The following is a 14456-nucleotide window of genomic DNA, read 5'->3' as shown; positions in this document are numbered from 1 at the left end:
TTGAACCCCGCGGGCTGTGATCGGTCAGAAACCTGAGATTCAGTTACGCTGACACCCGCGTCGAGCGGTTCGGCACTCGATTTCGCTGGTTTTTCCGTTACTTCGTCCAGTTCGTCGTCTAATCCGTCGTCCATTCACCATGAAAAAACTCGCTGCTTTCCTGATCGCCCTCGCCACCGGCGCCGGCTTCCTGATGACCGCACCGGCCAATGCCGCGCCGACCGCCGGCAAGGAATACAAAGTGCTGCAAACGCCGCAGCCCGTGCCCGCAGGCAAGATCGAAGTGACGGAGTTCTTCTGGTACGGCTGCCCGCACTGCTACGACTTTGAAAACACTTGGACGGCGTGGGTCGCCAAGCAAGGCAAGGACGTGGTGATCAAGCGCGTGCCGGTGGCCTTCAATGCCAAGCTGGAGCCGCATACCCGCATCTATTACACGCTGGAAGCGCTGGGCAAGCTCGACGCCAAAGACGCCAGCGGCAAGACGCTGCATGACCGCGTGTTCGACCAGCTGCACAAGAACTACCGCTCGATGTCCGAACTGGATGACATCGCCAAGTTCATGGCCGCAAACGGCGTCGATGAAAAGCAGTTCCGCGACACCTACAACTCGTTCAGTGTGAACGCCAATACCAAACGCGCCGCGCAGCTGGCCGATCAGTACAAGATCGAAGGCGTACCGACCGTGGTCGTGCAGGGCAAGTACACCACCTCGCCGGCAGATGCAGGCAGCAACGTGGGTGCCGCCCAAACGCTCGACTACCTCGTCGACCAGGTGCGCAACCGCAAGATGTGACGGGTTGCCGCGTTTCCGGGCCTCTGCCCGGGCGTGACACCGCCATCGACGCCCGCCCCTGTGCGGGCGTTTTTTGTGCGTCGGCCTTCTTCACATCTTCACACCAACAGGACATCGACATGAGCGAGATCGTCTTCATTACGGGCGCTTCCAGCGGGATCGGGCAGGCACTGGCACGTCAGTACGCAGCGCAGGGCGCTAAGATCGGGCTGGTCGCACGACGTGTCGACGCGCTCCATGAGTTTGTGCAGACGCTGCCTGCCGGTATCCAGAGCCGCTGCCATTGCTACGCGGCCGACGTGCGTAGCGCTGATTCAATGCGCGACGTGGCCAACGCCTTTATCGCCACAGTTGGGCTGCCCGATGTGGTGATCGCCAACGCAGGCATCTCGGTCGGCACAGACTTGCGCGAACCCGGCGACCTGAAAGCCTTTGCCACCGTGATGGACACCAACTGGATGGGCGTGCTCAACACGTTCCAGCCGTTCGTCGGGCCGATGCTGGCACGCGCCAAACCTGGGCAGCCTGGCGGCACGCTGGTCGGCATTGCGAGCGTGGCGGGCGTGCGCGGGCTGCCCGGCGCGGCGGCGTACAGCGCCTCCAAATCGGCGGTGATCAAGCTGATGGAGAGTCTGCGCGTGGAGTTCGGCCCGCTTGGCTTGCGCGTGGTGACGATCGCCCCCGGCTACATCCAGACGCCGATGACCGAACACAATCCGTATCCGATGCCCTTCCTGATGCCGGTGGACCGCTTCGCACAGAAAGCTGTGAATGCGATCCATCGCGGCGTGCGCTTCACAGTGCTGCCATGGCCGATGGGCATCGTCGCCAAGCTGCTGCACGTGCTGCCGCGCGGGCTCTATGACTTTGCGTTTGCGCGCGCCGGGCGCAAACCCCGCAACCCCGAGATTTCGTCATGACTTACACCGATGCGGCTGGCATCGCGCACGCCCCTGTCGACACCACACCGCGCATCGCCAGCCTGGTCCCTTCGATTACCGATTTGCTGTTCTCGCTTGACCTGGGCGATCAACTGGTCGCCCGCACCGGCTTCTGCATCCACCCGCGCGAAGCGGTGCGCAACGTACCGAAGGTCGGCGGCACCAAGACCGTCAAACTCGACAAGTTGCGCGAACTGGCGCCCACGCACGTCATCGTCAACATTGACGAGAACACGCGCCCGACCGTCGACAAGCTGCGCGAATTCATCCCGCACATCATCGTCACGCATCCTTGCTCGCCGGAAGACAACCTCGCGCTATACCAGCTGCTGGGCGGTATCTTTCGCCGCGAAGCGCAGGCGCAGAAGCTGTCGGATGCGCTCAGGCAGGAGTTGGAGGCACTGCGCGGCCGCCACTTTCTGCCGCACCGCGTGCTGTACGCCATCTGGCAAGACCCGTGGATGACGGTGTCGCGCGACACGTACATCTCGCGCATGCTCAAGCTCGTGAACTGCCATACGTGGCCGGACGATCCGGCGCCTGTGCAATGCGGCACCGACAATAGCGGCGATTGCGCCCGCCCCAACCGGCCGGACACGCGCTACCCGACGTTCCGCTGGAGCGATGAGGTGGTGCGCAACATCGACTGCGTGCTGCTCTCCACCGAGCCTTACAGCTTTACCGAAGAGCATGTCGACGCGCTGGAAAAGCAGATCGGCAAACCGGTCTATCTCGTCGATGGCGAAATGGTGTCGTGGTACGGCAGCCGCGCAATCGACGGCGTGCGATACCTGGGGCAGTTTGCGAAGACCCTGCGTTAAGGTTGAATCATCAGGCCGCAGAAAAAAAGAGAACCCGCCGGTTGGCGGGTTTTTTGTTGGCCACAGCGATGCGTTATCGCTCGAACCCATAGTCGTACTCCACCTTTGCAATGCGCAGGTGGTACGACGCGTACCACTGCTCGCGCCCCAGCTTCTGCGCGGCAAGGTGGTCACTCTGGTTCTTCCACTCGCGAATGGCCTCCAGCGACGACCAATACGACACGGTGATGCCCGGTCGCCCCTGGTCGCCGGCCAGTTCATCGCGTACGGATTCGATGCCGAGGAACCCCGGCATACTGCGCCCCAACTCCACCATGCGGTCGGCCATGGCGCCGTAGCCGTTGTCGCCGTCGGTGCGCGTGGAGGAAAAAATCACCGCGTAATACGGCGCAGTCGGCGTTTGTGCGGGAAACGGCAGGACGACGGCGCTGTCGTCGAGAACGTCATGCTGGTCAGCCATGGTCGGCTCCGGTGGAAAGCGGGTTGTGCAGTTTATGCGGTTGCGTGGAATCGAACGATACCGTCCGCGCCAGATTCGCGCACCAGTTCGCCGCGATGCCACAGCGCATGCAGGTGGGCAAGCGCCTCACCCATCGCGAAGGTCATCTGGTGCACATCGAACTGGCGCTTGAAGATGACGTTAACGATGTCGCGTGCCGATTGCGGCGCGGCCTTGCACGCAGCCAACGTTTCAGCCAACCGATCGGCATGGTGGTCGCGTAGTTGCTGGATGCGCGTATGCAGCCCGCGGAACGGCCGCCCGTGCGACGGCAGGATCAGCACGTCGGCCGGCAGCGGCTCGTACTTGCCCAGCGAATCCAGATACAGCGTGAGCGAATCCGCTTCGGGTTCCAGATCGAACACGCTCACGTTGGTGGAGATGCGCGGCAAGACCATGTCGCCGGAAATCAGCACGTTGGCATCTTCACTGTAAAGCGCGACGTGCTCGGGCGCGTGGCCGAAGCCTGTGATGACACGCCACTTGTGCTTGCCGATGGAAACGATATCGCCATCCATCAGGCGACGGTACTGGCTGGGCACGCTAGGCACGAGCGTGCTGTAGTAATCCTTGCGGTTGCGGATGCCTTCGATGGAGGTCGGGTCCGTCAAGCCGTGGCGCTCGAAATGGCGCGCGGCAAATTCGCCGCCGGCGTTCGACGCGCCCGTGCCGCCCACCAGCATGCGCGCGAAGGCGTAGTCGCCCAGGCTCATCCACAGGCGCACGTTCCAGCGTTTTTCGTCGCCGCCTTCGCACAGCCAGTTCGAGAGGCCAACGTGGTCCGGATGGCAGTGCGTGACCAGCACGCGCAGCACCGGCAGGCCGTCGAGGTGGTTCGCGAAGATCGTTTCCCAGTACCCGCGAATTGCTTCGTGGTTGATGCCGCAATCGATGATCGTCCAGCCCTCCTGCCCGTCCTGCCGATCACGCAGCAGCCAGAGGTTGATGTGATCGAGCGCAAAGGGCAGCGGCATGCGCAGCCAGTAGACGCCGGGGGCGACTTCAAACCGCGTGCCGCCTTCGGGAAGCGTGTCGCCAAAGGGATAATCAAGTTGGTGTTCGAGCGCGTTCATGGGGATGTGGTCTCGGTCGCCGCCTTTGGGTGCTTCGGGGCGGTCTTTGCGATTGCGGTTTGGCGCCATTGACGCTAACGTAAACGTCAATTCGCCGCCGGTCATCCATCTTAAGCGAAAACTTAATGTCGCAGCCCGGCGTGCATGTGTCATCACACCTCTGCCGTTACTCCGTTCCCCCGCCGTATGTCTTCCTCTACTCCGTCTGCCGCCGCTGCGCTCGCCGCCGATCTTGAATCGGGCGATGCCGGCGAGCTTGCCGACGCAAGCTTCACCATCACCGACCTTGCCCGCGAGTTCGACATCACGCCGCGCGCCATCCGCTTCTACGAAGACCAGGGCCTGCTGGCGCCGGATCGCCAAGGCCCGGGCGGGCGTCGCCGGGTGTATTCGGCCGGCGAGCGCACGCGCCTGAAGCTGACCCTGCGCGGCAAGCGGCTCGGTCTGTCGCTGGGCGAGATCAAGGAGATCCTGGATCTGTATGAGTCGCCGCGCGATACGGTGCCGCAACTTGAGCGCTTCCTGGCGTCGCTGGCACAACACCGTGCGGCGCTCACGCAGCAACTGGAAGATCTGAACGCGCAACTGGCCGAGATCGACCAGCATGAGCGCCAGTGCCGCCGCTTGCTGGAAGAGGCGCAGGCCGGAACGGGCAAGCCGCCCAAGCGACGCAAGGCCGCCTGATTCCGCAAATCTACGTAACGACCGGTCATTGACGTTTACGTAAACGTCAATACAATACGCAACACCTTAAAGCACCCTTCCGGCACCGGTGCGCCCGCCACAAGCGGCGCACACCGCACAGCGCCGGACCCATTACTCAGAGACACCAGCGGCTTGAGCCGCGCCCAAGGAGACCACCATGATTGATCTGCCCGGCCTGAAATTCGACTTGGGCGAAGACATCGAGATGCTGCGTTCGGCCGTGCGCGATTGGGCGCAGGGCGAGCTGGCACCACGTGCCGGCGAAATCGACCGCACCGACCAGTTCCCGATGGACGCGTGGCGCAAGATGGGTGACCTAGGCGTGCTCGGCATCACGGTGGCCGAGGAGTACGGCGGCGCCAACATGGGCTACCTGGCACACATGATCGCCATGGAAGAAATCAGCCGCGCCTCGGCGTCGGTTGGCCTGTCGTATGGCGCGCACTCGAACCTGTGCGTGAATCAGATCCACCGCAACGGCACGTCGGCCCAGAAGGCCAAGTACTTGCCCAAGCTGGTGTCTGGCGAATGGGTCGGTGCCCTGGCGATGAGCGAGCCGAATGCCGGCTCTGACGTCGTCAGCATGAAGCTGCGCGCGGAGCTGAAAGGCGACCGCTACGTGCTCAACGGCACCAAGATGTGGATCACCAACGGCCCAGACTGCGACGTGCTCGTCGTCTACGCCAAGACCGAGCCCGAACTGGGCGCGCGCGGCATGACGGCGTTCATCGTCGAAAAGGGCATGAAGGGCTTCTCGGTGGCGCAGAAACTGGACAAGCTCGGCATGCGCGGCTCGCACACGGGCGAGCTGGTGTTCGAGAACGTGGAAGTGCCGGTGGAAAACATCCTCGGCCAGGAAAACGGCGGCACCAAGGTGCTGATGAGCGGCCTGGATTACGAGCGCGCGGTGCTCTCCGGCGGTCCGATCGGCATTATGCAGGCCTGCATGGACGTGGTCACGCCGTACATCCACGACCGCAAGCAGTTCGGCCAGAGCATTGGCGAGTTCCAGCTCATCCAGGGCAAGATGGCCGACATGTACACCACGCTGCAGGCATGCCGCGCGTACTTGTACACGGTGGGCAAGAACCTCGACTCGCTGGGCCGCGACCACGTGCGCCAGGTGCGCAAGGACTGCGCCGGTGTGATCCTCTACACGGCCGAGAAGGCTACCTGGATGGCCGGCGAAGCCATCCAGATCCTGGGCGGCAATGGCTACATCAACGAATTCCCGGTCGGCCGCCTGTGGCGCGACGCCAAGCTGTACGAAATTGGCGCCGGCACGTCGGAAATCCGCCGCATGCTGATCGGTCGGGAGCTGTACGCAGAGACGATGTAACGGGCAGGAGCAGGCGGGCTGGTGGCACGGGGCCATCAGCCAAACGGATAAGGAGGCGCAACGGTTTCAGGACGCGAACACGGCACCGAAGACCCTACAATCTAGGTCTGCCTGGTTTGCTGGTTTCGCCGCTTCCCTGCCCCTCCCCGCGCACACGCCATGTCCCATTTCCCCAAGCTCCTCTCGTCGCAGATCGCCTTTGACGTCGCCCGTACGATGCTCGACGGCTTCGACAAGCACTACCGCTTGTTCCGGGAAGTCAGCGTACAGGCCAAGACTGCGTTCGAGACCGGGGACTGGGCCGGCCTGCAGCAACTGCAGCGCGACCGCATCGCCTACTACGACGAGCGCGTGCGCGAAGCGTCCGTCATCCTGGAAGACGAATACGACGCCGAGAACATCGACGACGAGATCTGGCGCCAGATCAAGCTGCATTTCATCGGCCTGCTGACCAACCATCACCAGCCCGAGTGCGCCGAGACTTTCTTCAACTCGGTGTGTACGCGCATCCTGCATCGCTCGTACTTCAACAACGATTTCATCTTCGTGCGCCCGGCCATCTCGACGGAATACATCGAGAACGAAGAGTCGCCCACCAAGCCGACGTACCGCGCCTATTACCCCGGCACGCGCGATGGCCTGGGCCCCTGCTTCGAGCGCATCGTCCACAACTTCCAGCTCAACGCGCCGTTTGAAGATCTCGAGCGCGACATCGGCTACATCGTGCGCGCGGTGGGCGAGCATTTCGGCGACTTCCGCATCGCGCCGAATTTCCAGATCCATGTGCTGTCGTCGCTGTTCTTCCGCAACAAAGCGGCGTACATCATTGGCCGCGTGATCAATGGCGACAAGACGTTCCCGCTGGCCGTGCCAATCCTGCGCAATGCCGCGGGCCAGCTCTCGCTCGACACGGTGCTGCTGCAGCAAGAACAACTGCTGATCCTGTTCTCGTTCACGCACTCGTATTTCATGGTGGACATGGAGATTCCGTCTGCCTACGTGACCTTCCTGCGTGACCTGATGCCGCGCAAGCCGCGCGCCGAGATCTATACCTCGCTCGGCTTGCAGAAGCAGGGCAAGAACCTGTTCTATCGCGACTTCCTGCATCATCTGCAGCACTCGTCGGACAAGTTCATCATCGCGCCCGGCATCAAGGGCTTGGTGATGCTCGTGTTCACGCTGCCCTCGTACCCGTACGTGTTCAAGGTCATCAAGGACTACTTCCCGCCGCCGAAGGAAACCACGCGCGAGCTGATCAAGAGCAAGTACCAGCTTGTGAAGCGCCACGATCGTGTGGGGCGCATGGCCGATACGCTGGAGTATTCCGACGTGGCCTTCCCGCTCTCGCGCTTTGATGAGGACCTCATCAAGGAGTTGGAGAAGCACGCGCCCTCAATGGTCGAATACCAGCGCAGCGAAGACGGCGGCGAAGAGATCGTCATCCGCCACGTCTACATCGAGCGCCGCATGACACCGCTGAACATCTGGCTGCACGAAGGCACCGATGCGCAAGTCGAACACGGCATCATCGAATACGGCAACGCCATCAAGGAACTCATCGCCGCGAACATCTTCCCGGGCGACATGCTGTACAAGAACTTTGGTGTGACGCGCCACGGCCGCGTGGTCTTCTACGACTACGACGAGATCGAATATCTCACCGACTGCAACGTCCGCACCGTTCCCCAGCCGCGCACCGAAGAAGAAGAGATGTCTGGCGAGGTCTGGTACAGCGTCGGCCCGCACGACATTTTTCCAGAGACATACCGCACGTTCCTGCTGGGCGACCCGCGCGTGCGCGAAGCCTTCCTCAAGCACCACGCAGACTTCTTCGAAGCCTCCATGTGGCAGGGGTACAAGGAGCGCCTGCTCTCCGGGCAGATGCACGATTTCTACGCGTATGACGCAGCCGAACGCTTCGTCAATCGCTACGGCGCGAGCGCGCCCGACAACGCAGCCCAAGACAACACGACACTGCAGCGCGCCGCCGCTTAACCCTCTCAACACGACGGGAAACCATGCCACATCGCATTAAAGAGCTGTTTGAGAACAACCGGAAATGGGTCGAGCGCGTCCACGCTGAAGACCCGGATTTTTTCTCCAACCTGGCCAACCAGCAGAACCCGGAATACCTCTGGATCGGCTGCTCGGATTCGCGCGTGCCTGCCAACCAGATCATCGGTCTGCCGCCCGGCGAGGTGTTCGTCCACCGCAATATCGCCAACGTGGTGGTGCACTCGGACCTGAACTGCCTGTCGGTGCTGCAGTTTGCGGTGGAAGTGCTGAAGATCCGGCACATCACGGTGGTGGGCCACTACGGCTGTTCGGGTGTGAAGGCAGCGCTGACGAAGCAACGTTTCGGGCTGGCCGACAACTGGATTCGTCACGTGCGTGACGTGGCCGAGCAACACGAGACGTATCTCGGCACGGTGGTCCGCGAGCAGGATCAGCACGACCGGCTGTGCGAGCTGAACGTGATTCACCAAGTCAACAACGTGTGCCTGACGACGATCGTGCAGGACGCATGGGATCGCGGGCAGCCGCTGACCGTTCACGGTTGGATTTACGGCGTGAAGGATGGGATGTTGCGCAATCTGGGGATGGCGGCGAGCTCCAATGAGGAACTGCATGCTCAGCTTGGTGAAGCTTGGCTGAATTATGGGAAGGAAGGGAGTACGCCTAGTCCGGTGGGGTTCTGATTTTTTGTTTTGGATTTTTGGGTTGTGGTTCACCCCTGTTTCATCCCCTGCCGGGGCTGACTCACTTTCTTTGTCTTGCCATAGAAAGTAAGCAAAGAAAGGCGCGCCCGAGATGGCGGAAGACTCCTTGAATTTATGTCGCAGGGAGGGGAAGGGAAAAACTCGCTTCGCTCAGACAGTTTCCCTTCCTTTTTCCTCCCTGCAACAGAAATTCAAGGCGCCATCTAGGGCATCAACGGCCACACCATCGCAGCACAAACGCAGTAGTGAGTACGCGGCAAGACGCGGAGCGAAGCAAACGGCAACACAGCAACACAGCAACAAACAAGCGCCTGACAGGACATGCGCACCAACGGTTTGGCCGTTGACGTTCCTGCCCTTGATGGCGCCTTGAATTTTCGTAAGCGGGCGGAAGCAAGACGGGGAACTGTCTGAGCGCAGCGAGTTTTTCCTGTCTCCGCACGGTTACGAAAATTCAAGGAAGGGGTCGCCATCTTGGGCGCGCCTTTCTTTGCTTACTTTCTTTGGCAAGACAAAGAAAGTGAGTCGCCCCCGGCAGGGGACGAAACGCAGATGGACCACCAAGGCCCACGCAAAAAGCAAGAGACACACAAACCCTGCACCACAAGTGCAGAACCTGTCCCAAGCACAGTTCCAGGAGATTGCAGAAATGTCCGACCGCATCGTCATCGCCTCCGCCGCCCGTACCCCAATGGGCGCCTTCCAGGGCGAACTCGCCAGCCTCACTGCTCCGCAACTCGGCGCCGCTGCCATCCGCGCGGCAGTCGAGCGTGCGGGTTTGAAACCGGAACAGATTGAAGAAGTCATCATGGGCTGCGTCCTGCCTGCGGGGCAGGGGCAAGCACCGGCACGTCAGGCCGCATTGGGCGCGGGCCTGCCGCTGTCAGTCGGCTGCACCACGGTCAACAAGATGTGCGGTTCGGGCATGCGCGCCGCCATGAACGCGTACGACGCGCTGCTCGCAGGGTCGCTGGACGTTGTGGTTGCGGGCGGTATGGAAAGCATGACCAACGCGCCGTACCTGATCCCGAAAGGCCGCGGCGGTTATCGCATCGGCCACGGCATGATCTACGACCACATGATGCTCGACGGCCTGGAAGATGCCTACGACAAGGGCCGCGCGATGGGCACCTTCGGCGAGGACTGCGCCGAGAAATACGGATTCACGCGCGAGGCCCAGGACCACTTCGCGATGACGTCCGTGCGCCGCGCGCAGGAGGCCACCGAATCCGGCGCGTTCCGCTGGGAAATCACGCCCGTTACGGTGTCGAGCAAAGCCGGCGACACCGTCATCGATACCGATGAAGGCCCGCGCCGCATCAAGGTCGACAAGATCCCCTCGCTCAAGCCTGCCTTCAAGAAAGACGGCACGGTGACGGCCGCGTCGTCTTCGTCGATCAACGATGGCGCGGCTGCGCTGGTGATGATGCGCGAGTCGACTGCCAAGCAACTCGGCATCACGCCGCTGGCGGTGATGCTGGGCCACACCACGCACGCCCAAGCGCCGGGCTGGTTCACCACGGCACCGGTCACGGCCATCGACAAGCTGTTCAAGAAGCTCGACTGGAACTCGGACAACGTTGACCTGTTCGAGATCAACGAGGCGTTTGCCGTGGTGCCGATGGCCGCGATGCACGACCTGCACATCCCGCACGAGAAGGTCAACGTGAACGGCGGCGCGTGTGCACTCGGCCATCCGATCGGCGCGTCGGGCGCACGCTTGATCGCGACGCTGCTGGGCGCCCTGCAACACCGTGGCGGCAAGCGCGGCGTGGCAAGCCTGTGCATCGGCGGCGGCGAAGCCACGGCCGTCGGCATCGAACTCTACTAAGGCACGCGCATGACGAACGCAACGTCCCGCCGCACGCGTACCGCGCTCATCCTGGGCGCGTCGCGCGGCATCGGCCTGGAAACGGTCAAGCAATACCGTGCGGATGGCTGGCGCGTGATTGCCACCGTGCGCACGCAAGAAGCCGCGCAGGCGCTGCAGGCATTGGGCGCGGAAACGCACGTGCTTGATCTGACCGACGCCAATGCCGTTGCCGGCCTGGCATGGAAGCTGGACGGCGAAGCGCTGGACGTGGCGATCTACGTGGCGGGCATCTACGGCCCGCGCACGCAGGGCGCCACGCCCGTCAGCCAGGCGGATTTCGATGCCGTCATGCACACCAACGTGTGGGCGCCGATGGGCGTGCTGCCTGCGGTGCTGCCGATGGTGGAAGCCGGACGCAACGGCTTGGACGAAACCGGCGGCGTGCTCGCCGTCATCTCCAGCCGCATGGGCAGCATTGGGGACATGACAGGCAACGGAGGCTGGCTGTATCGCGCCAGTAAGGCGGCGGTGAATGCCGTGCTGCGCGGGGTGTCGATCGACGCCAAAAACGCCACGTGCCTGACCTTCCACCCCGGCTGGGTACAGACAGACATGGGCGGCGCAGGCGCGGCCATCTCGCCGCAGGAGAGCGTGGCCGGCATCCGCAGCGTCATTGCCGGTGCCACGCGTGCCGACAACGGCGGGTTCCGCAACTACGACGGCAGCGTCATTGAATGGTGAGGCCGGAACGATGCTGCTGACCCAAGAACAAGAGATGATTCGCGACGCCATCCGCACGTTCGTGCGCGAGGCGATCGTGCCGCACGCAGCCGCATGGGACCGTGAAGCGACCTTCCCGAAAGACGTGCACCGCCAGCTGGGCGAGCTGGGCGCTTATGGCGTGGCCGTGCCCGAAGAACTGGGCGGTGCGGGGCTCGACTACCTGTCGCTGGCATTGATCCTGGAAGAAATTGCTGCCGGCGACGGTGGCACCTCCACCGTCATCAGCGTGAACAACTGCCCCGTGTGCAGCATGCTGATGGCGTTTGCGAATGACGCGCAAAAGCAGCGGTGGCTGGTGCCGCTGGCGCGCGGCGAGATGCTTGGCGCGTTCTGCCTGACCGAGCCGCATGTCGGCTCCGATGCATCGGCGCTGCGCACCACGGCCGTGCGAGATGGCGACCACTGGGTCTTGAACGGCGTGAAGCAGTTCATCACCAGCGGCAAGCATGCCGACGTAGCGATCGTCATGGCCGTAACCGACAAGGCAGCAGGCAAGCGCGGCATCAGCGCGTTCCTGGTGCCGACCAACACGCCTGGCTACATCGTCGCGCGGCTCGAAGACAAGCTCGGCCAGCACTCGTCCGACACGGCGCAGATCGTGTTCGAAGACTGCAGCATCCCCGCCGATTGCCTGCTGGGCGAAGAAGGCGCGGGCTACAAAATGGCGCTGTCCGGGCTGGAAGGCGGGCGCATCGGCATTGCCGCGCAGAGCGTGGGCATGGCGCGTGCGGCTTTCGAAGCCGCGCTGGCGTATGCCAAGGAGCGCGAGAGCTTCGGACAGCCGCTGTTCGCGCATCAGGCGGTGCAATTTCGCCTGGCCGAGATGGCCACGCGCGTAGATGTGGCGCGACAGATGGTCTGGCATGCCGCCAGCCTGAAAGACGCCGGGCTGCCGTGCCTGAAAGAGGCGGCCATGGCCAAGCTCAACGCCAGCGAGATGGCCGAGCGCGTCTGCTCCGATGCCATCCAGGTCTTTGGCGGTTACGGCTACGTGAACGACTTCCCGGTGGAGCGTATCTACCGTGACGTGCGCGTGTGCCAGATCTACGAAGGCACGAGCGATATCCAGAAGATCTTGATCGCCCGCGCTCTGGCGTAGGCATTTTCGGGGAAGGCGCAGCACAACAGGGGAGCACATGATGAACGGGGCCATCGATTTCTACTTCGACTTCTCATCGCCGTACGGCTACTTCGCCAGCACGCGCGTGGAGGAACTCGCCCAGCGGTACAACCGGGCGACGGCATGGCACCCGATCCTGCTGGGGGTTGTGTTCAAGACCACCGGCGGCTCCCCGCTGCCGCAGGTGCCGCTCAAGGGCGATTACGCTTGGCGCGACTTCGAGCGCACTGCACGCTTCAACGGCATTGAATACCGCAAGCCGACGCACTTCCCACTGCCCACGCAATACGCGGCGCGCGCCACGCTGTGGGTACATGACCACCACGGCGGTGACCGCGCCATCGACTTTGCGCGTGCGCTCTACCGCGCACTGTTCGTGGACGACATCAACATCGGCGAGCCGGCGGAGGTGATGAAGATTGCCGACGCCATGGGCATCGACGGTGCCGCGCTCAACGCCGGCGCAAGCAGCCAGCAGATCAAGGATCAGCTCAAGGCCGAAATCGACCTGGCCATGTCGCGCGGCGTGTTCGGCTCGCCCTACGTGATCGTCGACGGCGAAGCATTCTGGGGCTTCGACCGCTTTGACCAGATTGAAGCGTTGCTGCGCGACGGACGCATATAAGACGACATCCACGAAGGCGGCGGATGTACCAGCCGCCGCCGACGAACCCTTTACGAAGAACGCATGACTGCAGTGACCTCCTCTGTTTCGAACCACCCGCGCTTTGACGCGATCCTCTTCGATTGCGACGGCGTGCTGGTCGACAGCGAACCCCTCGTCAACCGCCTGATCTGGGAGATGCTGACCGAGCTTGGCATCAGCATCAGCCCGGAAGATTCCATCAAGCGCTTCCTCGGCAAGGCCATTCGCGAAGAACTGGATGCGATTGCCGAGATGCGCGGCGAACCGCTGCCGCCGAACTGGCTGTCCACCTTCCACGCGCGCCGCAACGCGCTGCTCGAAGCCGAGGTGGAAGCCGTGCCGCATATCGCGCACGCCATCGATGTGCTCTCCAGGCTGGGCCTGCCGATGGCGGTGGCCTCGGGCGCCGATCGCACGAAGGTTGAACTGCAGCTCAACCGCACCGGGCTGATCGAGCACTTCCAGCCCACGCACGTGCGCATCTTCTCGGCGACCGAAGTCGCGCGCAGCAAGCCCGCACCCGATGTGTATCTGCTGGCCGCCAGCAGCCTGGGGGTATCGCCGTCGCGTTGCCTGGTGATCGAAGACAGCCCCACGGGTGTCACCGCCGGGCACGCTGCCGGCATGACGGTGCTGGCGTACGCCGGCCGCAATGCGCCGGGCCCGCTGATCGCCGCTGGCGCCACCCGTACGTTCACCGACATGCGCGAACTGCCGGAGTTGCTGGCCTGATGCCTGCCGCACAAACCAAGCCCATCGGCCCAGCCGACGCTTGCCCTTGCGGCAACGGCGCCTATGCGCGCTGCTGCGGCCCTTTCCACGCGGGTGACGCCGTGCCGGCTACGGCTGAGCAGCTCATGCGCTCGCGCTACAGCGCTTATGTGCTGGGCGACACGGCGTACCTGCGCCGCACGTGGCATCCGTCCACCTGCCCTGTCGACCTGGAAACCAGCGAAGCAGAGGCCGCCGCCACACGCTGGCTCGGCCTGGACGTCAAGCGCCACACGCCCCAAGACGCCACGCACGCGACGGTGGAATTCGTCGCGCGCTACAAGGTGGGCGGCCGCGCGCATCGTCTTCACGAAACCAGCCGCTTCGTCCGCCTGGACGCCAGCGGCGCTGAATCCGCCGAAGGCCGTTGGCTGTACGTCGACGGCACCTTCCCTGACTGAACCGCACCGACCTTCTTGCACTGCTGCC

General features: G+C 63.2%; 15 protein-coding genes. 13 read left to right on the top strand and 2 right to left on the bottom strand.

Features of this window, described 5'->3' with window-relative positions; all coding sequences use genetic code 11:
• Positions 1-139 precede the first annotated feature (139 nt).
• The 3 genes from NKG59_RS07125 to NKG59_RS07115 all read left to right on the top strand — a co-directional run bounded on the left by NKG59_RS07125 (position 140) and on the right by NKG59_RS07115 (position 2558).
• Positions 140-796 carry a thiol:disulfide interchange protein DsbA/DsbL gene (locus tag NKG59_RS07125; RefSeq protein WP_004633713.1) on the top strand — a complete coding sequence of 219 codons (657 nt, stop codon included), beginning with the start codon at positions 140-142 and terminating at the stop codon, positions 794-796.
• A gap of 119 nt (positions 797-915) precedes the next feature.
• Positions 916-1716 carry an SDR family oxidoreductase gene (locus tag NKG59_RS07120; protein ID WP_045202380.1) on the top strand — a complete coding sequence of 267 codons (801 nt, stop codon included), beginning with the start codon at positions 916-918 and terminating at the stop codon, positions 1714-1716.
• Positions 1713-2558, top strand: a complete 846-nt coding sequence (locus NKG59_RS07115) for a helical backbone metal receptor (RefSeq protein ID WP_253536095.1) — start codon at positions 1713-1715, stop codon at positions 2556-2558. The genes NKG59_RS07120 and NKG59_RS07115 overlap by 4 nt, the downstream gene beginning before the upstream one ends.
• Positions 2559-2631: 73 nt before the next feature.
• Here NKG59_RS07115 and NKG59_RS07110 read toward each other — a convergent pair whose 3' ends face one another.
• Both NKG59_RS07110 and NKG59_RS07105 read right to left on the bottom strand, forming a co-directional pair.
• A complete protein-coding gene (locus tag NKG59_RS07110; RefSeq protein WP_009239249.1) occupies positions 2632-3018 on the bottom strand; it encodes an antibiotic biosynthesis monooxygenase family protein in 387 nt (128 codons plus the stop codon).
• Positions 3019-3050: 32 nt separating this feature from the next.
• Entirely contained in the window at positions 3051-4130 is a 1080-nt protein-coding gene (locus NKG59_RS07105) for an MBL fold metallo-hydrolase (RefSeq protein ID WP_253536093.1), read from the bottom strand.
• A 186-nt stretch (positions 4131-4316) separates the two neighbouring features.
• Between NKG59_RS07105 and NKG59_RS07100 the strand changes: the two genes are divergently transcribed.
• The 10 genes from NKG59_RS07100 (at position 4317) to NKG59_RS07055 (ending at position 14428) form a co-directional block, all read left to right on the top strand.
• The gene (locus NKG59_RS07100) at positions 4317-4814 is read left to right on the top strand and encodes a MerR family transcriptional regulator (protein ID WP_253536091.1); all 498 of its coding nucleotides are present in this window, start codon (positions 4317-4319) and stop codon (positions 4812-4814) included.
• A gap of 178 nt (positions 4815-4992) precedes the next feature.
• On the top strand, positions 4993-6174 hold the full coding sequence (locus NKG59_RS07095) for an isovaleryl-CoA dehydrogenase (RefSeq protein WP_253536089.1): 1182 nt from the start codon (positions 4993-4995) through the stop codon (positions 6172-6174).
• Between the two features lie 159 nt (positions 6175-6333).
• The gene (gene aceK / locus NKG59_RS07090; protein ID WP_253536086.1) at positions 6334-8169 is read left to right on the top strand and encodes a bifunctional isocitrate dehydrogenase kinase/phosphatase; all 1836 of its coding nucleotides are present in this window, start codon (positions 6334-6336) and stop codon (positions 8167-8169) included.
• A gap of 23 nt (positions 8170-8192) precedes the next feature.
• Positions 8193-8873, top strand: coding sequence for a carbonate dehydratase (gene can, locus NKG59_RS07085; protein ID WP_092973629.1), 681 nt, complete (start codon positions 8193-8195; stop codon positions 8871-8873).
• Positions 8874-9543: 670 nt separating this feature from the next.
• A complete protein-coding gene (locus NKG59_RS07080; RefSeq protein ID WP_253536083.1) occupies positions 9544-10725 on the top strand; it encodes an acetyl-CoA C-acetyltransferase in 1182 nt (393 codons plus the stop codon).
• A 9-nt stretch (positions 10726-10734) separates the two neighbouring features.
• The gene (locus NKG59_RS07075) at positions 10735-11448 is read left to right on the top strand and encodes an SDR family oxidoreductase (RefSeq protein ID WP_253536082.1); all 714 of its coding nucleotides are present in this window, start codon (positions 10735-10737) and stop codon (positions 11446-11448) included.
• A gap of 10 nt (positions 11449-11458) precedes the next feature.
• The gene (locus NKG59_RS07070; protein ID WP_253536080.1) at positions 11459-12589 is read left to right on the top strand and encodes an acyl-CoA dehydrogenase family protein; all 1131 of its coding nucleotides are present in this window, start codon (positions 11459-11461) and stop codon (positions 12587-12589) included.
• Positions 12590-12629: 40 nt separating this feature from the next.
• Positions 12630-13235 (top strand): 2-hydroxychromene-2-carboxylate isomerase, encoded by a 606-nt coding sequence (locus NKG59_RS07065; RefSeq protein WP_045202366.1) that lies wholly within the window; start codon positions 12630-12632, stop codon positions 13233-13235.
• A 63-nt stretch (positions 13236-13298) separates the two neighbouring features.
• Positions 13299-13988 (top strand): HAD family hydrolase, encoded by a 690-nt coding sequence (locus NKG59_RS07060; protein ID WP_045202364.1) that lies wholly within the window; start codon positions 13299-13301, stop codon positions 13986-13988.
• Entirely contained in the window at positions 13988-14428 is a 441-nt protein-coding gene (locus NKG59_RS07055; RefSeq protein ID WP_253536078.1) for a YchJ family protein, read from the top strand. Before NKG59_RS07060 ends, NKG59_RS07055 begins: the two co-directional genes overlap by 1 nt.
• Positions 14429-14456: the final 28 nt, after the last annotated feature.

It is taken from the genome of Ralstonia chuxiongensis, from assembly GCF_024158925.1.
Lineage (GTDB): Bacteria > Pseudomonadota > Gammaproteobacteria > Burkholderiales > Burkholderiaceae > Ralstonia > Ralstonia chuxiongensis.
This window is presented reverse-complemented; position numbering and strand designations above follow the sequence as displayed.